The following is a 20,673-nucleotide window of genomic DNA, read 5'->3' as shown; positions in this document are numbered from 1 at the left end:
GGAGGCCCGGTGTACATCGAGGAGTTCCGTTCGCCCGGCCCGTTGACGGCCGTGGCCGCCGAGGAACTGGCGTTCTGCCTACCGGGCGGTACCTCGCGGGTCACCGTCGCCGCCAACGACCGCTCGGTGAATCTGCCGGTGCTCCCCTGGTGCTGGTCCGACCTCGGGATCCGCAAGGGCACCCGGGTGACGATCACCGCGCAGGGCGGTTACCGCCCGGCCGATCCGGCGGACCGCCGAGCGCTGGAGGAACTCGTCACCCGGTTCCGGGCCCTGACCGCTCCGGACGTCGATCAGACGCCGAAGACCCGCTCCACCACAGCTCGGGCCCGGCGGGTGATCCGCAGGTAGTTGTCGAGGAACTCACCGCCGTCGTCGGTGGGCCAGCCCGCCACCCGGGCCACCGCCGACAGCATGGTGCCCGGGCCGGGCAACTGGTCGGAAGGTTTACCGCGCACCAGGACCAGCGCGTTGCGGGCCGCGGTCGCGGTGAGCCACGACTGACGCAGCAGGTCGGTGTCCATCGGGCTCAGCAGCTCCGCTTGTTCGATCACATCGAGCGATTCCAGCGTCGAGGTGTTGTGCAGGGCCGGGATCTCGTGCGCGTGCCGCAATTGCAGCAGTTGGACGGTCCATTCGATATCGGCGAGGCCACCGCGACCCAGTTTGGTGTGGGTGGCCGGGTCGGCGCCGCGGGGCAGCCGTTCGGAATCGACTCGGGCCTTGATACGGCGGATCTCGCGGACCGCATCGGCGGAGACCCCGCCCGCCGGATAGCGCACCCCGTCGATCGTATGCAGGAAACGCAGGCCCAGTCGCTGATCGCCGGCGACCTGGTGGGCGCGCAGCAGCGCCTGCACCTCCCACGGCTGCGCCCACTGACGGTAGTAGGCGTCGTAGGCGGCGAGGGTGCGCACGAGCGCGCCGCTGCGTCCCTCCGGCCGCAGGCCCGCATCGACCTGCAGCGGCGGATCGGTGCTGGGGGCGCCGAGCAGTTTCTGCAGCTGCTCGGCGATACCGTTGGCCCATTTCACGGCGACGTGCTCGTCCGCGCCGGGCCGTGGATCGCAGACGAACAGCACATCGGCATCGGAGCCGTAGCCGAGTTCCCGGCCGCCCAGCCGGCCCATCCCGATCACCGCGAAATCGGCGGGCGCGGGTGCGCCCCGTTCGGCGACACTCGCCCGGATCACCGCGCGCAACGATGCCTCGAGCACCGCCACCCACACCGCGGACAGGGCGGCACAGACCTGTGGCACGTCCAGCAGACCCAGCAGATCCGCCGACGCCACCCGGGCGAGTTCGTGCCGGCGCAGGGAACGGGCGGTGGCCACGGCCCGCCTGGGGTCGGTGTAGCGGTCGGCGGCGGTGAGGATGCCATTGGCCACCTCGACCGGCTGGGTGCGCAGCAGTAGCGGTCCGTGCGGACCGTCGGCGTACATGCGGATGGTCTCGGGGGCGTTGATCAGCAGATCCGGCAGATACGCCGAGGAACCCAGCACCATCATCAGCCGCTGCCCGACCGCGCCCTCGTCGCGCAGCACCCGCAGATACCAGTCCTGATCCACCAGCCCTTCCGACACCCGCCGATAGGCGAGCAGCCCGGCATCGGGGTCGGGAGTCTCACCGAGCCACTCCAGCAGGGTCGGCAGCAGTACCGCCTGGATCCGGCCCTTTCGCGAGACACCGCTGGTCAATGCGCGCAGATGGCTGAGCGCGTGCTCGGGCGAGGCGTACCCGAGCGCGGCGAGCTGCCGGACGGCGGCGTCCGGGCTCAGGCGCAGCGCGTCGGAGTCCAGCCGGGCCACCGATTCCAGCAGCGGCCGGTAGAAGAGTTTGGTGTGCAACCGGCGGATCCGGCCCGTCTGCCGCCGCAGCTCGGCCTGCAACACTCCCGCGGCATCACGTCTACCGTCGGGGCGGATATGCGCGGCGCGGGCCAGCCAGCGCATACCTTCCTCGTCGTCGGCGGCGGGCAGCGTATGGGTGCGTTTGAGCCGCTGCAACTGCAGCCGATGTTCGAGCAGACGCAGGAATTCGTAGGAGGCCGTGAGATTCGCGGCATCCTCGCGGCCCACGTATCCGCGCGCGGCGAGCGCCGCGAGGGCTTCCACGGTGCCCTGGACGTGGAGTTTCGGATCGACCCGGCCGTGCACGAGTTGCAGCAGCTGCACCGCGAACTCCACATCGCGCAGGCTGCCGCTGCCGAGTTTGAGTTCGCGCTCGCGCAGGTCGGCGGGCACCAGATCCTCCACCCGGCGCCGCATCGCCTGCACATCCGGGACGAAGTCCGGCCGCTCGGAGGCCGTCCACACCAGCGCGTCGGTGGCCGACCGGTACTGTTCGCCGAGTTCCAGATCGCCGGTCATCGGCCGGGCCTTGAGCAGCGCCTGGAACTCCCAGGTCCGCGCCCAGCGCTGGTAGTAGGCCAGATGGGAATCGAGCGTGCGCACCAGGGCGCCGGCCTTGCCCTCGGGCCGCAGCGCGGCGTCGACCTCGAAGAAGGCCGAGGAACCCACGGTCATCAGTTCGGCGGCCAGGCGGGTGGCGACGGCATCGGCGGGTTCGGCGACGAAGACGATATCGACATCGCTGACGTAGTTGAGTTCGCACGCGCCGCTCTTGCCCATGGCGATCACGGCCAGCCGCACCGGGCACGGCTCGTCCCGGCACACCCGGGCCACCGCCACCGCCAGCGCGGCGGTGAGCGCGGCGTCGGCGAGCGCGGTGAGCTGACGGCCCACCAGCTCGTAGGGGATCACCGGCTCGTCCTCGACGGTGGCGGCCAGATCGACGGCCGCCAGCAGCATGAGTTGATCGCGGTACCGCTTGCGCAGCGCCGCGACCACTTCCGGTCCGGATTCGGTGGCCCGGTACAGCATCGGCGCGGCATTGGGCCCGGACTCCGGTACGCCGCCGACGACCGCGAGCAGATCGGCGATCAGCTCGTCACGGTCGGGTAGCTCCTCCCGGCGCAACAGCACCCAGGCCCCCGGATCGGCCACCAGATGATCGCCCAGCGCGGTGGAGGAACCCAGCAGCGCGAACAGCCGGCCGCGCAGCGTCGTCTCGGCCCGGATCGCCGAATCCAGCTCGGCCCACTCGTTCCCGAGCGCCTCGGACAACCTGATCAGCGTGTTCAGCGCGAGGTCGGCATCCGGTGACCGCGACAGCGACCACAGCACCGGAATGCTCTCGATATTGTCCCAGCCGAGCGTTTTCAGCGAATCGGCGGCCGACGGGTCGAGCAATCCCAGGCGGCCGACGCCGGGGACGGCGGACCGGGCGGACGGTGGGCGGACCATGAGCTCAAGGTACCGACAACCGGGCTCGAAATGTGCCGGACCCCTCGGTCGCCGGGCGGATGAGGGGCGAGATCAGAGGCCGAGGTATTCGCGCAGCTCGAACGGCGTCACCTGGGCACGGTAATCCGACCATTCCCGACGCTTGTTGCGCAGGAAGAAATCGAATACGTGCTCACCGAGCGTTTCGGCGACCAGCTCCGAGCGCTCCATCGCGTGCAGTGCCTCGTCCAGTGTGCCGGGCAGTTCCTTGAACCCCATGGCACGCCGTTCGGCGGCGGTGAGCGACCAGACGTCGTCCTCGGCCTCCGGCGGCAGCGTGTAGCCCTTCTCGACACCGCGCAGGCCGGCCGCGAGCAGGACCGCGAAGGTCAGGTACGGGTTGCAGGCGGAATCGGGGCTGCGGATCTCGACGCGCCGCGACGACGACTTGTTCGGGGTGTACATGGGCACCCGGACCAGCGCCGACCGGTTGGACCGGCCCCACGAGGCCGCGGTCGGCGCCTCGCCGCCGTGGATGAGCCGCTTGTAGGAGTTCACCCACTGGTTGGTGATGGCGCTGATCTCGTGCGCGTGTTCGAGGATGCCCGCGATGAAGGCGCGCGCCGTCGCGGACAGGTTGTCCGGGTCGTCCGGATCGGAGAACGCGTTCGCCTCGCCCTCGAACAGGCTCATATGCGTGTGCATGGCCGAGCCCGGGTACCGGGCGAACGGTTTGGGCATGAACGTGGCGCGCACGCCCTCGTCGATGGCCACTTCCTTGATCAGATAGCGGAAGGTCATCACATTGTCGGCCATGGACAGGGCGTCGGCGTAGCGCAGGTCGATCTCCTGCTGGCCGGGCGCGCCCTCGTGATGGCTGAACTCCACCGAGATACCCATGGATTCGAGCGCGTCGATGGCGTGGCGCCGGAAGTTCGGCGCGGAATCGTGGACCGCCTGGTCGAAGAAGCCGCCGCTGTCGGCGGGGATCGGGTCGACGCCGTCGGGCTGGTTCTTCAGCAGGAAGAACTCGATCTCCGGATGCACATAGCAGCTGAAGCCGACATCCCCCGCCTTGTTGAGCTGACGCCGCAGCACATGGCGCGGATCGGCCCACGACGGCGACCCGTCGGGCATGGTGATATCGCAGAACATCCGGGCGGAATGCTGGTGGCCTTTGCTGGAGGACCACGGCAGCACCTGGAAGGTCGACGGATCGGGCCGGGCCACCATATCGGCCTCGGAGATCCGGGCGAACCCTTCGATCGCCGATCCGTCGAATCCGATGCCCTCTTCGAAAGCTCCCTCGAGCTCGGCGGGCGCGATGGCGACGGACTTGAGATAGCCCAGTACGTCGGTGAACCAGAGACGTACGAAGCGGATGTCCCGCTCTTCGAGCGTCCGCAGCACGAATTCCTTCTGGCGATCCATGACCGCGAGAGTAGGCACCCGGCGTTAAATCCGTGTTACATGACGCGCTGCGCTGTGTGTCGGATCAACAGCGTAGGCCCTCGGCGGGGGGCTCGAGGTCCACCAGGTAGCGCACAACCGCATCGTCCACGCAGGTGGCGCCGCCGTTGAAGACCACCGTATGGCTGTCGCCCTCGTGAGTGATCAGTGCCGCACCGAGCTGGTGGGCCAGGTCGACGCCCGCCTGGTATGGCGTGGCCGGATCGCCGGTGGTGGACACCACCACCAGCCGGGGCAGCCCCTCGACGGAGATATCGTGCGGCCGGCTGGTGTTCGGCACCGGCCACTGCGCGCACAGTTCCAGCGGCGCCGCTCCGGTGCCACGGCCGTCGTCCAGGAACGGGGCGGCCCGGCGATATTCGGTGTCCTGCCGGCCGGCGACCGCGCGATCGGTGACCCGCGGGTCGTCCACACAGCGGATCGCGTCGAAGGCGTCGGTGAGATTGCTGTAGGTGCCGTCGTCGCGGCGGCCGTTGTACATATCGGCGAGCTGTAGCAGCGTATCGCCGCGGCCCTGGGACAACTCGGTGAGCCCGATGGTGAGCACCGGCCAGAAATCCTCGCCGTACAGGGTCTGCTGCACACCGGTGATCGCATCGTCGTAGCCGAGGCCGCGGGGGTCGGTGGTGGCGGCGGGCGCGTTCCACAGCGGATCCACCAGGGCCCGGAACCGCGGCACCGCCTGCGCCGGATCGGTACCGAGCGGGCAGTCCGGTGATTGGACGCAGTCCGCGGCATACGCGTCGAAAGCCTTCTGGAAACCCGCTGCCTGGCGTAGCGATTCGGCGACCGGGTCCTGCGCGGGATCGATGGCGCCGTCGAGGACCATGGCACGGACATTGCCCGGGAACTTCTCCGCGTACGCGGTCCCCAGCCGGGTGCCGTAGGAATAACCGAGATAGGTCAGCTTCCGATCACCCAGCACCGCCCGCATGATGTCCATATCCTGGACCACCTCGCGGGTGCCGACATGGGCGAGGAATTCCGTACCGGTGCGGGTCACGCAGCGGTCGGCGTATTCCCGGTTCTCGGTCTCGGCCGCGGCGATCCCCTCCGGCGTGTTGGGCTCCGGGAGTTCGGCCCGCTCGGCATCGGCTTCCTGCGGGGTCAGGCAGTCGACCGCGGGCGTGGAGGCGCCGACCCCGCGCGGATCGAACCCCACCCGGTCGAACCGATCGGCCAGCTCGGTCCCGCCGGCCAGCATCACCGTGGACAGCCCGGACATACCCGGACCGCCGGGGTTGATCAGCAGCGAACCGATCTTGTCGCCGGTCGCGCGCATCCGGGACACCGCGAGCTGCGCGGTCGGGCCATCCGGGTCGCCGTAGTCGACGGGGACCTCGATCCGTGCGCACTGCGCCGCCGGGGGCAGCGCTTCGCCCGGGTCGGTGTAGCCGGCACACGGCTCCCAGGCCGGGGTCTGGCCGTAGAAACGACTCAGCTCGGCGGGGACCGGCGCGGGCGGGTCCGGTTGCTCCCGGCCCTCGTCCGCGCATCCCGCGACCAGCACTGTCGCTACAGCCAGCACTGCCAGCACACCCGCCGGCACTCCACACCCGCTCCGCACTGCCGCCATGCTAGCCGGGTCGGGCCCGGACCCGGGGATGTGACCAACCGCACCTGGTCGCGGGCTTAAGTCGGGCTCGGCCGCGGGTGCACACTGGAGGGCGTCAACCAGACCCGGGGACCCGGTCAGGGCCTCGAGGAGACGAAAGGGACGATGATGTCCGAATTATCAGGCATGCCCGATTCCACATCGGAATCACCCGCCTACGGTGCCGCCGCGGCGGCGAAACCGGCCCGGCGGCCCACCCGCGTTCAGCATCTGCAACAGATGAAGGCGACCGGTGAACGCTGGGCGATGCTCACCGCCTACGACTACTCCAGCGCCCGGCTCTTCGACGAGGCCGGCATCCCCGTACTGCTGATCGGTGATTCGGCCGCCAATGTGGTGTACGGATACGAGACCACCGTGCCCATCACCACCGACGAGCTGATCCCGCTGGTCCGCGGCGTGGTGCGCGGCGCCCCGCACGCCTTGGTGGTGGCCGACCTGCCGTTCGGTACCTACGAGGGCTCCCCTGAGCAGGCCCTCGCCACGGCCACCCGGTTCATGAAGGAGGGGGGCGCGCACGCGGTGAAACTGGAGGGCGGTGAACGCGTCGCCGACCAGATCAGGAAGCTCGCCGCCGCCGGTATCCCGGTGATGGCGCATATCGGCTTCACTCCGCAGAGCGTCAACACCCTGGGCGGCTATCGCGTCCAGGGCCGCGGCGAGGGCGCCGAGGGATTGCTCGCCGACGCCATCGCGGTTCAGGCCGCGGGCGCGTTCTCGGTGGTGATGGAAATGGTCCCGGCCGAGGTGGCGGGTCAGGTCACCGGCAAGCTCACCATCCCGACCGTCGGTATCGGCGCCGGCGCGGACTGCGACGCCCAGGTGCTGGTCTGGCAGGACATGGCCGGGTTCACCAGTGGAAAGACCGCGAAGTTCGTGAAACGGTTCGCCGCCGTCGGCGACGAACTGCGCGGGGCGGCCGCCGCCTATGCCGAGGAGGTACGCCGCGGCACGTTCCCGGGTCCGGAACACAGTTTCTGACCCCGACCCGGGCTCGTGACGGCTCCCCACTCCGGCGCGGGATGGCAAACTCGGTGTCGACGGTTTCGACTCTCGAGTTCTGAGGTACTGATGCGGCGACGCGGTTGGACAACACGGGGTGCCCTCACGGTGGCGGGAGTGTGCGGGGCAATACTGCTCACCGCGTGCGGCGGTGTGCAGACGGGTTCGCAGGACACTTCTCCGGCCGCCTCGTCCGCTTCCGCCACCACCTCGGCGACCATGAGCAGCGCCGCCCCCGCCACCCCGCTCGAGGTCTCCGACAAGGCGGCCCAGAACCTGTGCGACATGATGCGCCCCGAGCTGTCCAACTGGCGCGTCCAGGGCCCGACGCTGGGCCGGATCGGCCTCAACGCCATGGTTCACGAATGGGCGCTCACCAACGGCGGGATCAACGCCCAGGTCCTGGCCGACAAGGCCGTGGTGGACCGGGTGACCGTCAAGGCCTGCCCCGATGTGCACGACGAGGCCGTGCAGGCGCTCGAACTCCCCGACCTGGCCTCCGGCCTGGCGTTCTGATGCGCCCGCCGTACCCGCCGATCGAACCCTACGAACGAGGCATGCTCGAGGTCGGCGACGGCCAGGAGGTGTACTGGGAGACCAGCGGTAACCCGGACGGGAAACCCGCGGTGTTCCTGCACGGCGGTCCGGGCGGCGGCACCATCCCGCACAACCGCCGGTTCTTCGACCCGGACCGCTACCGGATCGTGCTGTTCGATCAGCGCGGCTGCGGCCACTCGACCCCGCATATCGCCGACGGGGCCGATCTCTCGGTCAACACCACCGCCCATCTCATCGCCGATATCGAAGCGCTGCGCACCGCACTCGGTATCGAGCGGTGGCTGGTCTTCGGTGGTTCCTGGGGTTCGACCCTGGCGCTCGCCTACGCGCAGCGATATCCGCAGCGGGTCACCGAACTGGTGCTGCGGGGGATATTCCTGCTGCGCCGCAAGGAAATCGACTGGTACTACAACGGCAGCGCCGGCTACGTCTACCCGGACGAGTGGGCGAAATTCCTCGCCCCGGTTCCGGCGGCCGAACGCGGCGGCGACCTGGTGGAGGCCTACCACCGGTTGTTCACTTCCGCGGATCCGGAGGTCGTCACCGCGGCGGCCCACGCGTGGACCGCCTGGGAGAGCGCCACCAGTACGCTGCGCCCCGACCCCGAGCGGATGGCCGAGACCTCCGATACCCGGTTCGCCCTCGCCTTCGCCCGGATCGAGAACCACTACTTCCGGCACGGCGGCTTCCTCGACGAGGCCCAGCTGCTACGCGATATCGGCGCGATCACCCATATTCCCGCGGTCATCGTGCAGGGCCGCCACGATATCGTCTGCCCCGCGGTCAGCGCGTGGGATCTGCACCGCGCGTGGCCGGGGTCGCGCCTGCACATCGTCGACGACGCCGCGCATTCCGCCGCCGAACCCGGCATCACCCATCATCTGGTCGAGGCGACCGATACCTTCGCGACGGTGGAACCCCATGGCTGACGAACAGATCGCGGCGGCCGACGCCCTTACCGACGCGCTACGCGCCGATATCGAACGCCTGCTCACCGCCGAACCGGAGGTGCGGGCCGACGCCGACGATTCGGTCCATCAGATGCGGGTCGCGACCCGCCGGTTGCGCAGTGTGCTGCGCTCCTACAAGAAGTTGCTCGAGCCGGACGCCGACAGCCGGATGCGCACCGAACTCGCCTGGCTGGCCGGGCTGCTGGGAGTGGCGCGCGACGCGGAGGTCCGCGCCGAACGTTTCACCACGCTGCTCGACCGGTACGCCGATCCCGGGTCGGCCGCCCTCGCCCCCACCCGCGACCGTCTGGTCCGCGCCGAACGCGACCGGTACGCCGCCGCGCACGGCGAGGTCCTGACGGCACTGGACAGCGACCGCTACCGCGCCATGCGGCGGGAGCTGAAGAAATGGCGCGACGCTCCGCCGTTGCGCGAATCGGTGGACGAGGTACCGGCCGGCGAAATGTTCGAGACGGTACTGCGCAAGGACCGGAAACGGGTGCGGGGCCTGGTGCGGTCCGAGCCGACCGTGGCACCCGCCGATCGGGTCGAACTGCTGCACGATATCCGTAAGAGTGCCAAGCGTTTACGGTATTCCTGCGAAGCCGCCACCGCGGTCCTCGGCGATACCGCCGCGGACCTGGGCAAACGCGCCAAACACCTGCAGACCGTGCTGGGCGATCACCGGGACGCGGTCGAATCCTACGATGCGCTGCGCGCCCGCGCCGCCGAAGCCCGTGCCGCGGGCGAGGACACCGCCCTGTTCGAGACACTGGCCGATGCCGAGGACACCGCGGCCGGTCGCCACCTGGCGCAGTATCCCGCGGCGGCCGCCGCCATCGACACGGCCTGAGAGTCCCGGTTCCGAAAGCCGAGCGGCAGAGCAGGTTTCGAGAGCGAGGCACAGCGCCCCGGCCGGAAACGAGCCGGGCCGGTACCGGGTTGCCCCGGTACCGGCCCGACAGTACGGAAATCCGTACGGACTATTGCAACGCCAGCATCGAGCCGCTCAGTTCGTGCAGCGGACCGAATACCGTGAAAGTCACCCGGCCGTTCGGGTAGGTGGAGGAAACGGCCGCGGCCGCGTCCAGCGCCTGACCGAACGACGGAGCGGACGGATGCGGAACACCCGCCACCATCTGCCCGATATTGTTCTGATCCACCCAGCGGGTATCCGCCGGGCTGAGGTCCACCTGCACTCCACCGGGCAGCGGTGTCACCGCGACGGCACCGGCGGAGCCGGCGCCTACGGTAGCGAGAACAGATGCGGCCCCGGCCATCAAAGCTCCGGTTGCCAAGGTACGTGCTACCCGCATATGTGTTGTGACCTGTCTTCCGATAGGTATGAATCGGCTCGTTCCGCGAACTCCAGGGCACCGGGCGAGCCTGCCGACCCCGCATACTTTATGACGGCGATCACCATTTATGCCAGTTCTGCACGAATCCCGCCGGAAAAGATCGTGCCCACCTGGCAACTGATACTGTGGCGAACCGTAAGCATCCGACTACATCCGAGCTGGAGTTTCCTCACGTATGTCCACTCTCATCTATGACTATCTGCTCCCCCTCGTCGGTCCGCAGCAGGCTGCCTCCCTCGCGCAGATGTTCGTGATCGGTCCCTCGGCCTGAGTAGCCGCTGGATGAACGTCGTCCCCCGCCGGGCGGGGGGCGGTGTCCATCTCGCGGAGTTACCATCCGGCCGTGTACAGACCTCTCCCCTTGCTCGCCGCCGTCCTCGTCGCGGTCCTGCCCACCGTCGCCGCCTGCCGGAGCGACGGCACCGATCCGGCCCCCGCGGCATCGGCGACGACAGCCGCCGCGACTCCTGATACCGCCCAGATCGACCAGGTCAAGGCCGGTTCCTTCGTGATCGGCTTCCGCGGCGCCTTCCCCGGCCTGGCCGAAGGCAGCGACGATGCGGCGATCACCGGGATCTACACCGAAACCTGCGCCGAGATCCGGGCCGGCGAACCGGAGGACGAGGTGGTCTCCGCGGTGTCCGACCGGCTCGCGGCCGGCGGCACCGACGCGACCGACGCCGAAACCCGGGCCGTCTACGAGATGGTCGCCGTCATGTGCTCGAACGGGTAGCCGCACGCCGATCCGCGGACCGGTGAATTCGTAGTCGTGCCGCATCGTGGAATTCACGGGAAAAGGATGAGTGGCACGAATCCGGGCGGCCCGGGCGAAACGGTGGTTTTTCCGATCAACGCCCGCGGGCGGCGTCCGCACCGAAGAATTCGGTCGCATATCGCGCGGCCCATTGTGTGAAGGTCGTCGCCGGGCGACCGATTATTTCTTCGACCACCCGGTTCGGCGGCAATGTGTGCCCGTCCAGCCCGATGAGGACATTCTCGACATACCATTGCGCGGTGTCGCCCATTGCCGGGCGCAGCGCCCGCACGGTCTCCGCGGGGGTGACGCGCAGGAAATCGATCGTCCGGCCCAGCGCGGCGGCGATCTCCCGCACCAGTTCGGCCCGGCTCAGTTTCTCCGGACCGGTCAGCGCGTACGCCCGGCCCCGATGGCCGTCCGCGGTCAGGGCGACCGCCGCGACCGCCGCGATATCGTCCATCGCGATCGGCGTACTGCCGGCCCCGGGATCGGGTTCGCGCACCGCGCCGGTCTCCTGGATCTGCTGCGCCCACATCCCCGTGTTCTCCATGAAATCCCCGGGCCACAGATGGGTCCAGGCGATCCCGCTCGCTTCGACCGCCGTCGCGATCGCACCCCACCAGCTGTCCGGTTCGCCGGATAGATCGACGATATGGCGTACCCCGGCCGCGCGGGCGACTTCGACCACCTCGTCCACGCCGTCCGGGATCGACGCCAGATACATGCGATCCACCCCATCGAACGCGGCGGGCAGCGTTTCGGGTCGGCGCAGGTATCCGCGAACCGCTTCGACGCCGGCCGGCAGCGCGGCCTTCGCCGGGTCGACGGTGAGCGCGCGGATATCGGTCGCACCCCGGACCAGCAGCTGATCGACGACCTTGCGGCCGATGTTCCCGGTGGCACCGGTGACCAGAATCGCCATACTCATCTCCTCCCTGTGCCTGCGGCAGTCACCGCCCCGGCGGTCGCCGAGGCGAGCTCAGCGGTGGAACTTCGAGAAATCGCCCTGCCACAGCACGCTGCCCGCGGTCACCACCGCCGGATTCAGCTGCGCCTTGGTCACTTTGTACGCATGTTTCACCGTCTGGCGGCTGCCGGGCGGGATCAAGCCCTGCACGCCGTCACCGAACCCTTCCGACGGTGACTTGACGTGGGGAGCCGGGGTGCCCGCGGCGCCGTACACCACGGTCGGCGTCGTCCAGTTCTTGCCGTTCCACACATCATCGGTGATGTTCTCGATCTGCAGGGTGATCACGGTCACCGGCCCCTGCTGCGAGTTCACCTCCTCCACCGACACGATGAACGCCGCCAAACCGGACTGACCGACCGCGGTTTCGGCCGGGTCGTACAGCCCACGTGTTTTCGTTGCGGGGGGCACGCTCGCCGCCGAGGTCTCCTCGCTGGCGACAACCGTCATGGGCTGGGCCTGGCCGGTCGGTGCGTCATCGGCGGCGCAGGCCGACAGTGCGCACACGGCGGCCCCGACTGCGACGGCGGCGAATTGTCTGGCTCTCATCGTGATTCCCTGGTGACGGCACGGGGCACTCGGTGGCCCCCGCTGTGAAACAAAGATCGTACGCCCGGTTCCCCCTTCGTCCAGTTCCCCGCTGCCACCGTCGGGAACGTCCGCGAGAATCCGGCACGCGCTGCCGGGACGAGGTGGACGGAGTGCGGATGAGCCGGCCAGTAAGCCGGATCCTGTCCCCGGTTCGCACCGGGGGGCGGCCATCCATCTGGGCACACCGTCGCCGGGTACCTCGAGCGGTCCACCCGCAGGCTCGGGCGAGCAGCCCTCGAACACCTGCGCAACCGCACCGCGAGGTGCGATCTTCGACCTTGCTCCGGGCGGGGTTTACCGAGCCGCCCCGGTCACCCGGGGCGCTGGTGCGCTCTTACCGCACCGTTTCACCCTTACCGCACGGCCCTCGCGAGCCGTGGGCGGTCTGTTTTCTGTGGCACTGTCCCGCGGGTCACCCCGGGTTGCCGTTAGCAACCGCCCTGCTCTGTGGAGTCCGGACTTTCCTCGGCGCCGAGCGTGACACCACTGGGGTGTCCGTTCCCGGCGCCGCGACCGCCCGGCCGACTCATCCGCCGCATCAGGATACTCGGTGGCACCCATCCGCCCACCCCCGGTCGCCGCGCGCTCCTGCCAAGGCTGGATGACTCATCCGGACCGATGACTCGGTACGGTCGATGATCATGGAGCGTGTCGAGGTCGGCTTCCCGTCGGGAGGTCAGAAATGTGCCGGCTGGTTGTACCTACCGGCCGGCCCACCCAAACCACGCCCCATCGTCGTGATGGGGCACGGGTTGGGGGCCAACCGGGAAATGGGACTGGATCGGTTCGCGCGGCGGTTCGCCGCGGCGGGAATGGGGGTGCTGGTCTTCGACTACCGGCATTTCGGGGGCAGCGACGGCGACCCCCGTCAGGTGGTGAATCTCGCCCGGCAGCGCGAGGATTGGATCGCCGCGGTGGCCTACGCCCGGACGCTGCGCGGTTTCGATGCCACCCGCATCGCGCTGTGGGGCACCTCGCTGGGCGGCGGGCACGCCCTGGCCGTCGCCCCGGACGACGCCTATATCGCGGCGGTGGTGGCGCAGGTCCCGTTCGTCAGCGGATTCTCCTCGGCACTGGCGAAGGGGCTGCTGAGTTTCGTGAAGGTGGGTTTTCTGGCGGCGTCGGACATGGTGTTCGGCACGATCTTGCGCAAACCGGTACAGATCCGGCTGGCCGGACGTAAACGCGCCACCGCGATGATGACCGGTTCGGATGTACCCGCCGGATTCGGCCGGTTGGCCGAGGAGAGCGCGAACTACCGGCCCAAGATCGCGGCCCGCGTGGCCTTCTCGATCCTGTTCGACCGTCCCGCCCGGCATGTGAAGGAATTGAAGATGCCGGTGCTGTACGCACTGTGCGACAACGATTCGATCACCCCCGTGAAACCCGCGCTGCGGGCCGCCGAGAAGACCAAGCACGCGGTGGTGAAGCGGTATCCCGCAGGTCATTTCGATCTGTACTTCGACGAACTCTTCGAACAGACCGTCTACGACCAGACCGAGTTCTTGATCTCGGTGCTGCGTCCCTGACCGCCGGTACGGGATAGAACTGCGCCCATCCGGTCCCGCGCGAATGTGCCCGGGCCGGCGCTACGACCGCCGGCCCGGGCACACCTGCTACTTCACCAGTGAGAGATTGAACGGGTACTTGTACTCACGGCCGTTGTTGGCCGCGATCCCGGCCAGCACCGAGAACACGATGCCCGCGATCCAGACGATCGGGAACAACAGCAACCCGATCAGCACGATCATCAGCACCGCGGACACCACGTAGGCGATCGCCAAGACGATCTGGAAGTTCAACGCGTCCACGGCGTGCCGGCGCACGAACTCGTCGCGGTCCTTGTACATCACCCAGACGATGAGCGGGGCGACGAAGCCCAGCACGATACCGCCGAAATGGGCCAGTGCGGCCCAGAGCTTGGCATCGGCCGGCGAGACCGGCGCCTGGTTCGGTGCCCCGTAGGGCTGCTGACCGGGGCCGTAGGCCGGTTGGGCGCCGGCCGGGGGCTGCGCGGGATAGGGTTTGCCCGTCGTCGGATCGTACGGGGACTGAGGAGTGGTCATCACATTCCAAACTGCCTGGTGAGTGGGGCGTTACGAGAATAGATGGCCCACTACCCATTTGGGGAGTGCAGAAAACCGACACCTAGGTGAATAAACGGACAGGACAGCGAAGTTCGCCCCGCCGGCCCGCACCCGCTGGGCCGTACGTCTGCTATCCGGACGCGCTCGCCGGCCTCTTCCGTACCGATGCACAGCGGCCCGGTCGGTCGGCCCCGGCACCTCCGCCGTGATACCTCCGATCCGGCCGCGCGGACCGGCACCATACGGCCCGACGGGGCGCTGCCGAACCTGTCACGCGGACGGCGACCGGTGCCGCAACCGCTCCAGGAGTGCGGCGAGCAGGGCGACACGTTCCGGCATGGCATTCACATCGACATATTCGTCGCGGGCGTGCGGATGACCACCTATCGCGCCGAGCCCGTCCAGCGTGGGGACACCGATCGCGGCCGTGAAGTTGCCGTCCGAGGCGCCGCCGGACCGCACAGCACGCAACGGGGCCATACCGAGCTCCCGTGCCGCCGCCTCGGCTTCGCGGTACAGCCCGCGGGCACTGGACTCCTCGAACGGCAGCCTGGCGATACCGCCGGTGACCGTCACCGTCGCTCCCGGCAGCCGCGGGGCGAGCGCGAACATCGCCCGGTCCACCTGTTCCAGATCCGCCACCGACCACGATCGCGCGTCCACCGAGCACTCCGCGGAGTCCGGGACGGTGTTCACCGTGGTGCCCCCGGAGAGGACCGCCGGCACCACCGAGGTGTCCTCGGAAGCCAGGCCGGCGATCGCGAGGATCTGATGTGCCAGTTCGATGCCCGCGTTCACCCCCAGCTCCGGCTCCAGTCCGGCGTGGGCCGCCCGGCCGGTGACCGCGACGCGATAGGCGGCCAGGCCCTTGCGCCCGATCTTCACCGCACCACCGTCCGCGCCGGGCTCACACACCAGGACCGCCCCGGCCTTCCGTGCCTGCTCCTCGATCAACTGCCGCGAGGACACCGAACCGACCTCCTCGTCACTGGTCAGCAGGACGCTCACATGCGACGCGTCCGCGAGGAGCTCGATCGCGGCCAGCGCCTGCACGATTCCGCCCTTCATATCGAAGGTGCCGGGACCGGTGGCGATCCCGTCGGTGATCTCGAACGGCCGGTCGGCGGTGGTACCCACCGGCCACACGGTGTCGAAATGTCCCAGTATCAGCGCTCCGGGGTCGGGTGCTTCCGCCAGGACGTGCACGTTCTCACCGACGCGTTCCGATCGCACGGGGCGTTCGAGTGCCTCCGACAGCCACGGCCCGATCAACGCGGCACAGCGCTCCAGGCCCCGCGGATCGTTCGACGGGGATTCGCAGTCCACCAGCAGACGGAACCGGTCCAGCATGGCGGGGAGTTTTCCCGCGGCGGCATCCAGTAGCTCGTCGGCGTTACGCATCCGCTGATCCTCCTACGATCCCTGCGGTCGCGACCTCCGCGACACGAGACGGCCCCGGATCACGTCCGGCCGTGCCCCGGACCAGCGGCTACGCCCGGCCCTCCACCACCAGGTAGCGGTCCCAGATCTGCGCCTTCCGATAGGGGCCGGCACCGTCGGCGTCGTACTGGGATTCGTCGAAGCTCACCCAGTAGACCAGTTCGCCGGGACGGGCACTCGACAGTGTCACCGGTTCCGGGGGCGCCGGCGCGTAGTCGACAGTTCCGTAGAATTCGTCGCGCCAGGGGCCGTCCCACCCGGGGTCCTTGATCACCTTGACGCGGGTGCCCGCCGCGAGGGTGTCGCCGGGCCGGTTGTCTTCCCTGCTCATCTGTTCGGCTCCGTTCGATCCTTGAACTTGAAATCCGCGGACTTGCGGGTAATGCGGTTGTACACGTAGTGGATCTCGAAGCCCCGCTCCGCGTCCTTCATGCTCATCTTCACCCATCCCTCGGTGGCCGGCCATCGCGAATCCCGGAGCGTGACACTGGTCAGTTCGGTGCCGTATTCCGCATTCTCCTGAGTCATGCTCATGAACGCGGCCTCCTCCCGGCTGCCGGGGCGGGTCCGCCCGGTGGACTTCGCCGGATCGGGTCTCCGATGCCCGACCGGCCGGGTGAACACCAACCGGGTCCGACCGTTGATCCGCATCGTGATGACGCCGCGCTCGACGTTACGGAAGGTGTCGCTCGCGTTGTACACCCCACCACTCGCACCGCGTGTCTGCCGGAAGCCGATCAGACCGATGGACCGGGCCGCCGCCTCGAGACGGTCCCGGGCCACGATCATCACGCCCGTGGACTGCATCGGATACGCCCCCTCGAGCTTCGCTCCCGGTAATGCGATCACTCTATTTCCGGATACCCGGCAGGCACACCGAAAACCGGTATATCGCCGCACGGCGGCGCTACCATACACGCAAGTTCCCAGTATATCCGTTGCCGCACAGCGCTGTTCCCCGCACCATCGAGGAATGCGGAGACGACGGATCGGACCGGAGGACTGGCGCGTTGCACGCCTGGTCCGATTGGACGCACTGGCCGGATCGGCACCCGGAACCTTTTCCACCAGCCATGCGGAGGCGCTCACCTGGGACGAACCGCGCTGGCGGGAGTGGACCGCCCGGCGGGATCCGTTCTTCGTGGCCGGATCCGACGCGCAACCGGCGGGTTCGGCGGGGGTGATCGTCGCCCCCGACGGTCCCGAACTGGTGTCGATGTGGACCGCGCCGCGGGCACGCCGGACCGGAGTATCGGACCGGCTGGTCCGCGCCGTGGTCGAATGGGCGGCACAAGGCGGTCACCCGAGCCTGCGATTGTGGGTGCTGGACGCGAACCGGCCGGCCGAACAGCTGTATCTGCGCACCGGGTTCACTCCCACAGGGGCGAGCAGACCGTGCGCCGAGGACGACCCCCGCCTGGAGAACGAGATGATCCTGCCGCTGCCGGAGAGTTGAAAGGTGCGCCGCTTTTCCCGCTTTTGTCCCGCATCTCCGGCTATATACTGCGGGTCGTGACGTATCTGCGGATCAAGGAAGCCGCCGGGCTGCTCGGGGTCAGCGATGACACCGTGCGGCGCTGGATAGATCAGGGGCGGCTCCCCTCGATCCGGCTGGAGAACGGCCGCCAGGGTGTGCGGGGCCGGGATCTGGCCGAATTCGCGCGGCAGCACGCCGAGGCGCCCGAACCCGGGGTGACCGTGGCGGCCTCGGCCCGCAACCGGATGCGCGGCATCGTGACCCGGGTGGTCACCGATACCGTGATGGCGCAGGTGGAGATGCAGGCCGGGCCGTTCCGGCTGGTCTCCCTGCTGAGCCGGGAGTCGGTGGACGAACTCGGTATCGAGGTGGGCAGTGTGACGGTCGCGTCGGTCAAGTCGACGCATGTGGTGGTCGAGATCCCGGAGAGTTGACGATGACGACGACAGTAGGGCGCGTGGTGCGCCGGCTGGCCCCGGTGGCCGCACTGATGACCGTGCTGGCGGGCTGCGCCGGCCAGGACTCCGGGGACGGCTCCGGCGGTTCGAGTGACGGGATCACCGGAACCGTCACCGTTTTCGCGGCGGCCTCGCTCACCGAAACCTTCACCACCCTGGGCGAACAGTTCGAACAGGCCCATCCCGGGGTCGATGTGGTGTTCGGCTTCGGCGGCAGTTCGGCGCTGGCCGAGCAGATCGGGCAGGGCGCACCGGCCGATGTGTTCGCCTCCGCCGCGCCGCGCAATATGGAGCAGGTGATCGAATCGGGCGATATCACCGCCGGGCCGGTCACCTTCGTCAGCAACCGGCTCGAGATAGCGGTGCCCCCCGGCAATCCGGGCAGTATCAGCGGGCTCGCCGATTTCGGCCGTCCCGAACCGCGGATCGCGCTGTGTGCCGAACAGGTGCCCTGCGGTGCGGCCGCCGACAAGGTTTTCGCCGCGGCCGGTGTCACCCCGCGACCCGATACCCGCGAACCCGATGTGAAAGCCGTCCTGACCAAGGTGACGCTGGGTGAGGTCGACGCCGCGCTGGTGTACCGGACCGATATCCGGGCCGCGTGCGACGAGGTCACCGGGATCGAGTTCCCGGAGTCGGAGAAGGCGATCAACGACTATCCGATCGCGCCGGTGGCGCAGGCGCCCAACCCGGCCGCCGCCGCGGCGTTCGTCGAATTCGTCCTGTCACCGCAGGCGCGGACGGTCTTCACCACCGCCGGTTTCGATACCCCGTGAGCGCCGGCCCGGTGCGGCGCCGGGCGACGGCACTGCGCCGGCGCCGGGCGGTCCGGGGCCGGCGGCCGATCGTCCTGGTCGCGCCCGCGCTGCTGGGGCTGGTGTTCCTGATCGTTCCGCTGGCCGGGCTGCTGGTCCGGGCACCGTGGCGGGATCTGCCCGAGCGGTTGGTCTCCGCGGAAGTGGGACAGGCGCTGCGTCTCTCGCTGGTGTGCGCGAGCCTGGCCACCGTGCTGTGCCTGGTGGTGGGTATCCCGCTGGCCTGGCTGCTGGCCCGCGGTGATCTGCCCGGCCGCGGACTGGTGCGAGCGCTGGTCACCGTCCCCCTGGTACTGCCACCGGTGGTCGGCGGGGTGGCGCTGCTGCTGGTACTCGGCCGCCGCGGGCTCGTCGGCCGGTACCTCTACGACTGGTTCGGGGTGGCGCTGCCCTTCACCACCGCGGCGGTGGTGGTGGCGGAGGCGTTCGTGGCGATGCCGTTCCTGGTGATCTCGGTGGAGGGCGCGCTGCGCGGGGCCGATCCACGCTACGAGGAGGCCGCGGCGACGCTCGGCGCCTCCCGCTGGCTGACCTTCCGCCGCGTGACGCTGCCCTCGATCCTGCCCGGTGCCGTGGCCGGGACGGTGCTCTGCTGGGCGCGGGCGCTGGGCGAATTCGGCGCCACCATCACGTTCGCCGGTAATTTCCCGGGCAAGACCACCACCATGCCGCTGGCGGTGTACCTGGCGCTGGAAACCGACCCGGCCGCGGCGATCGTACTCAGTCTGGTGCTGCTGCTGGTCTCGGTGGTGGTGCTCGCCGCGCTCCGGGAACGCTGGCTGCGGGGCGTGCTGTGACGCTGACGGCCGAACTGCGGGTGACCCGCGGTGATTTCGCACTGGACCTCGACCTGCGGCTCGATCCCGGCGAGGTCGTCGCTCTGCTCGGCCCCAACGGCGCCGGGAAAACCACCGCCCTGCGTGCCCTGGCGGGACTCACGCCGCTCACGGCGGGGTCGATCCGGCTCGGCGACCGGATATGGGATGCGCCGCCGGGAGCGTTCGTACCGCCCGAGCACCGTTCGGTGGGGGTGGTGTTCCAGGATTATCTGCTCTTCGCCCACCTCGACGCGCTGGAGAATGTGGCCTTCGGACTGCGCGCTCGCGGGCTGCGCCGGGCCGTCGCCCGGGAACGGGCCGCGCATTGGCTGCACCGGGTGGGTCTGGCCGAGCACACGCGCGCCCGGCCCCGGGCCCTGTCCGGTGGTCAGGCCCAGCGGGTCGCGCTGGCCCGTGCCCTGGCCGTCGAACCGGAGCTGCTGCTGCTGGACGAGCCACTGGCGGCACTGGACGCGGCGACCCGGGTGCGGGTGCGTTCCGAACTGGCCCACCATCTCGGCGACTTTCCCGGCCATACCCTGCTGGTCACCCACGACCCACTCGACGCCATGGTGCTCGCGGACCGGCTCGTCATCGTGGAGGGCGGGGTGGTGGTCCAGCAGGGGCCGCCCGGCGACGTGGCCCGGCGGCCCCGCTCCGACTATGTCGCGGACCTGGTGGGACTCAATCTGTTCCGGGGAACCGCGGCGGGGACCCTGGTCCGGCTCGCCGGCGGCGGTGAGCTCACCGTCGCCGAACCGGCCACCGGCCCGGTGCATCTCACCTTCGCGCCGTCCGCGGTCGGCCTGCACCCGCAGCGGCCCGCCGGCAGTCCGCGCAACACCTGGCCGGTGACGGTGGCCGGTCTCGAACAGCACGCCCACACGGTGCGGGTCCGGCTCGACGGGGCGATTCCGGCGCTGGCCGATATCACCCCCGCCACCGTGGCGGACCTGCGTATCCGGCCGGGATCGGAGCTGTGGGCGGCACTGAAGGCCACCGAAATCCACTGTTATCCGGCCTGAT

General features: G+C 69.4%; 22 protein-coding genes and 1 other RNA gene. 12 read left to right on the top strand and 11 right to left on the bottom strand.

The features are described 5' to 3' along the window. Positions 1–9 precede the first annotated feature (9 nt). Positions 10–351, top strand: coding sequence for an HPr family phosphocarrier protein (locus tag ACLML9_RS09020; protein ID WP_411945072.1), 342 nt, complete (start codon positions 10–12; stop codon positions 349–351). Here the strand turns inward: ACLML9_RS09020 and ACLML9_RS09015 are convergent. The 3 genes from ACLML9_RS09015 to ACLML9_RS09005 form a co-directional block, all read right to left on the bottom strand. Then, a complete protein-coding gene (locus tag ACLML9_RS09015; protein WP_411945071.1) occupies positions 294–3,305 on the bottom strand; it encodes a bifunctional [glutamine synthetase] adenylyltransferase/[glutamine synthetase]-adenylyl-L-tyrosine phosphorylase in 3,012 nt (1,003 codons plus the stop codon). The two genes, ACLML9_RS09020 and ACLML9_RS09015, sit on opposite strands and share 58 nt — an antisense overlap. A 72-nt stretch (positions 3,306–3,377) precedes the next feature. Further along, on the bottom strand, positions 3,378–4,715 hold the full coding sequence (gene glnA, locus ACLML9_RS09010) for a type I glutamate--ammonia ligase (protein ID WP_411945070.1): 1,338 nt from the start codon (positions 4,713–4,715) through the stop codon (positions 3,378–3,380). 64 nt (positions 4,716–4,779) lie between these two features. Beyond that, complete coding sequence (locus tag ACLML9_RS09005; RefSeq protein ID WP_411945069.1) at positions 4,780–6,330, bottom strand: alpha/beta hydrolase; 1,551 nt, start codon at positions 6,328–6,330, stop codon at positions 4,780–4,782. A 165-nt stretch (positions 6,331–6,495) separates the two neighbouring features. Here ACLML9_RS09005 and panB point away from each other — a divergent pair, with 165 nt between their 5' ends. The 4 genes from panB to ACLML9_RS08985 all read left to right on the top strand — a co-directional run bounded on the left by panB (position 6,496) and on the right by ACLML9_RS08985 (position 9,732). Next, the gene (gene panB, locus ACLML9_RS09000; RefSeq protein WP_411945068.1) at positions 6,496–7,350 is read left to right on the top strand and encodes a 3-methyl-2-oxobutanoate hydroxymethyltransferase; all 855 of its coding nucleotides are present in this window, start codon (positions 6,496–6,498) and stop codon (positions 7,348–7,350) included. A gap of 138 nt (positions 7,351–7,488) precedes the next feature. Beyond that, positions 7,489–7,887: a hypothetical protein gene (locus ACLML9_RS08995; RefSeq protein ID WP_411945067.1), complete on the top strand. Its 399-nt coding sequence runs from the start codon at positions 7,489–7,491 to the stop codon at positions 7,885–7,887. Further along, positions 7,887–8,858 (top strand): prolyl aminopeptidase, encoded by a 972-nt coding sequence (pip, locus tag ACLML9_RS08990; protein WP_411945066.1) that lies wholly within the window; start codon positions 7,887–7,889, stop codon positions 8,856–8,858. The genes ACLML9_RS08995 and pip overlap by 1 nt, the downstream gene beginning before the upstream one ends. Continuing rightward, complete coding sequence (locus tag ACLML9_RS08985) at positions 8,851–9,732, top strand: CHAD domain-containing protein (protein ID WP_411945065.1); 882 nt, start codon at positions 8,851–8,853, stop codon at positions 9,730–9,732. Before pip ends, ACLML9_RS08985 begins: the two co-directional genes overlap by 8 nt. A gap of 130 nt (positions 9,733–9,862) precedes the next feature. Here the strand turns inward: ACLML9_RS08985 and ACLML9_RS08980 are convergent, their stop codons facing one another. Continuing rightward, the gene (locus ACLML9_RS08980; protein WP_411945064.1) at positions 9,863–10,159 is read right to left on the bottom strand and encodes a hypothetical protein; all 297 of its coding nucleotides are present in this window, start codon (positions 10,157–10,159) and stop codon (positions 9,863–9,865) included. A 421-nt stretch (positions 10,160–10,580) separates the two neighbouring features. On the opposite strand from ACLML9_RS08980, the gene ACLML9_RS08975 reads away from it, so the two are divergent. Further along, on the top strand, positions 10,581–10,970 hold the full coding sequence (locus ACLML9_RS08975; protein ID WP_411945063.1) for a hypothetical protein: 390 nt from the start codon (positions 10,581–10,583) through the stop codon (positions 10,968–10,970). Positions 10,971–11,085: 115 nt separating this feature from the next. Here ACLML9_RS08975 and ACLML9_RS08970 read toward each other — a convergent pair whose 3' ends face one another. The 3 genes from ACLML9_RS08970 to rnpB all read right to left on the bottom strand — a co-directional run bounded on the left by ACLML9_RS08970 (position 11,086) and on the right by rnpB (position 13,081). Next, a complete protein-coding gene (locus ACLML9_RS08970) occupies positions 11,086–11,916 on the bottom strand; it encodes an NAD(P)H-binding protein (protein WP_411945062.1) in 831 nt (276 codons plus the stop codon). Positions 11,917–11,973: 57 nt separating this feature from the next. Continuing rightward, entirely contained in the window at positions 11,974–12,510 is a 537-nt protein-coding gene (locus tag ACLML9_RS08965; protein ID WP_411945061.1) for a hypothetical protein, read from the bottom strand. A 155-nt stretch (positions 12,511–12,665) separates the two neighbouring features. Then, positions 12,666–13,081: RNase P RNA component class A (gene rnpB / locus ACLML9_RS08960), an RNA gene on the bottom strand. Between the two features lie 112 nt (positions 13,082–13,193). Here rnpB and ACLML9_RS08955 point away from each other — a divergent pair. After that, positions 13,194–14,081 carry an alpha/beta hydrolase gene (locus ACLML9_RS08955; protein ID WP_411945060.1) on the top strand — a complete coding sequence of 296 codons (888 nt, stop codon included), beginning with the start codon at positions 13,194–13,196 and terminating at the stop codon, positions 14,079–14,081. 87 nt (positions 14,082–14,168) lie between these two features. On the opposite strand, the gene ACLML9_RS08950 is transcribed toward ACLML9_RS08955, so the two are convergent. The 4 genes from ACLML9_RS08950 to ACLML9_RS08935 form a co-directional block, all read right to left on the bottom strand. Then, positions 14,169–14,618 (bottom strand): DUF4870 domain-containing protein, encoded by a 450-nt coding sequence (locus ACLML9_RS08950; protein ID WP_030524015.1) that lies wholly within the window; start codon positions 14,616–14,618, stop codon positions 14,169–14,171. A 291-nt stretch (positions 14,619–14,909) separates the two neighbouring features. Beyond that, the gene (locus ACLML9_RS08945) at positions 14,910–16,040 is read right to left on the bottom strand and encodes a M20 family metallopeptidase (RefSeq protein ID WP_411945059.1); all 1,131 of its coding nucleotides are present in this window, start codon (positions 16,038–16,040) and stop codon (positions 14,910–14,912) included. An 88-nt stretch (positions 16,041–16,128) separates the two neighbouring features. After that, the gene (locus ACLML9_RS08940) at positions 16,129–16,410 is read right to left on the bottom strand and encodes a hypothetical protein (protein ID WP_411945058.1); all 282 of its coding nucleotides are present in this window, start codon (positions 16,408–16,410) and stop codon (positions 16,129–16,131) included. Further along, positions 16,407–16,886: a hypothetical protein gene (locus tag ACLML9_RS08935; RefSeq protein ID WP_411945057.1), complete on the bottom strand. Its 480-nt coding sequence runs from the start codon at positions 16,884–16,886 to the stop codon at positions 16,407–16,409. Before ACLML9_RS08935 ends, ACLML9_RS08940 begins: the two co-directional genes overlap by 4 nt. A gap of 166 nt (positions 16,887–17,052) precedes the next feature. On the opposite strand from ACLML9_RS08935, the gene ACLML9_RS08930 reads away from it, so the two are divergent. From ACLML9_RS08930 to ACLML9_RS08910, 5 genes are read left to right on the top strand one after another with little or no spacing between them, the layout of a single operon-like run. Beyond that, complete coding sequence (locus ACLML9_RS08930; RefSeq protein ID WP_411945056.1) at positions 17,053–17,535, top strand: N-acetyltransferase family protein; 483 nt, start codon at positions 17,053–17,055, stop codon at positions 17,533–17,535. A 56-nt stretch (positions 17,536–17,591) separates the two neighbouring features. Further along, complete coding sequence (locus tag ACLML9_RS08925; RefSeq protein ID WP_030524019.1) at positions 17,592–17,990, top strand: TOBE domain-containing protein; 399 nt, start codon at positions 17,592–17,594, stop codon at positions 17,988–17,990. A gap of 2 nt (positions 17,991–17,992) precedes the next feature. Continuing rightward, a complete protein-coding gene (gene modA, locus ACLML9_RS08920; RefSeq protein WP_411945055.1) occupies positions 17,993–18,790 on the top strand; it encodes a molybdate ABC transporter substrate-binding protein in 798 nt (265 codons plus the stop codon). Between the two features lie 32 nt (positions 18,791–18,822). Further along, positions 18,823–19,626 (top strand): molybdate ABC transporter permease subunit, encoded by an 804-nt coding sequence (gene modB / locus ACLML9_RS08915; RefSeq protein WP_411945081.1) that lies wholly within the window; start codon positions 18,823–18,825, stop codon positions 19,624–19,626. Then, complete coding sequence (locus ACLML9_RS08910; RefSeq protein ID WP_411945054.1) at positions 19,623–20,672, top strand: ABC transporter ATP-binding protein; 1,050 nt, start codon at positions 19,623–19,625, stop codon at positions 20,670–20,672. The genes modB and ACLML9_RS08910 overlap by 4 nt, the downstream gene beginning before the upstream one ends. Position 20,673: the final 1 nt, after the last annotated feature.

The sequence above is a fragment of the Nocardia sp. NPDC002869 genome (assembly GCF_046764065.1).
In the GTDB taxonomy this organism is placed as follows: domain Bacteria; phylum Actinomycetota; class Actinomycetes; order Mycobacteriales; family Mycobacteriaceae; genus Nocardia; species Nocardia rhamnosiphila.
This window is presented reverse-complemented; position numbering and strand designations above follow the sequence as displayed.

Bases quoted from the DNA above. Each gene is read 5' to 3' on its own strand.
- ACLML9_RS08955 (WP_411945060.1), top strand. From the start codon at position 13,194: ATGGAGCGTGTCGAGGTCGGCTTCCCGTCGGGAGGTCAGAAATGTGCC.
- ACLML9_RS08950 (WP_030524015.1), bottom strand. From the start codon at position 14,618: ATGACCACTCCTCAGTCCCCGTACGATCCGACGACGGGCAAACCCTAT.
- glnA (WP_411945070.1), bottom strand. From the start codon at position 4,715: ATGGATCGCCAGAAGGAATTCGTGCTGCGGACGCTCGAAGAGCGGGAC.
- ACLML9_RS09015 (WP_411945071.1), bottom strand. From the start codon at position 3,305: ATGGTCCGCCCACCGTCCGCCCGGTCCGCCGTCCCCGGCGTCGGCCGC.
- ACLML9_RS08970 (WP_411945062.1), bottom strand. From the start codon at position 11,916: ATGGCGATTCTGGTCACCGGTGCCACCGGGAACATCGGCCGCAAGGTC.
- pip (WP_411945066.1), top strand. From the start codon at position 7,887: ATGCGCCCGCCGTACCCGCCGATCGAACCCTACGAACGAGGCATGCTC.
- ACLML9_RS08930 (WP_411945056.1), top strand. From the start codon at position 17,053: ATGCGGAGACGACGGATCGGACCGGAGGACTGGCGCGTTGCACGCCTG.
- modA (WP_411945055.1), top strand. From the start codon at position 17,993: ATGACGACGACAGTAGGGCGCGTGGTGCGCCGGCTGGCCCCGGTGGCC.
- ACLML9_RS09005 (WP_411945069.1), bottom strand. From the start codon at position 6,330: ATGGCGGCAGTGCGGAGCGGGTGTGGAGTGCCGGCGGGTGTGCTGGCA.
- ACLML9_RS08935 (WP_411945057.1), bottom strand. From the start codon at position 16,886: ATGCAGTCCACGGGCGTGATGATCGTGGCCCGGGACCGTCTCGAGGCG.
- panB (WP_411945068.1), top strand. From the start codon at position 6,496: ATGCCCGATTCCACATCGGAATCACCCGCCTACGGTGCCGCCGCGGCG.
- ACLML9_RS08965 (WP_411945061.1), bottom strand. From the start codon at position 12,510: ATGAGAGCCAGACAATTCGCCGCCGTCGCAGTCGGGGCCGCCGTGTGC.
- ACLML9_RS08980 (WP_411945064.1), bottom strand. From the start codon at position 10,159: ATGGCCGGGGCCGCATCTGTTCTCGCTACCGTAGGCGCCGGCTCCGCC.
- ACLML9_RS08945 (WP_411945059.1), bottom strand. From the start codon at position 16,040: ATGCGTAACGCCGACGAGCTACTGGATGCCGCCGCGGGAAAACTCCCC.
- ACLML9_RS08985 (WP_411945065.1), top strand. From the start codon at position 8,851: ATGGCTGACGAACAGATCGCGGCGGCCGACGCCCTTACCGACGCGCTA.
- ACLML9_RS08940 (WP_411945058.1), bottom strand. From the start codon at position 16,410: ATGAGCAGGGAAGACAACCGGCCCGGCGACACCCTCGCGGCGGGCACC.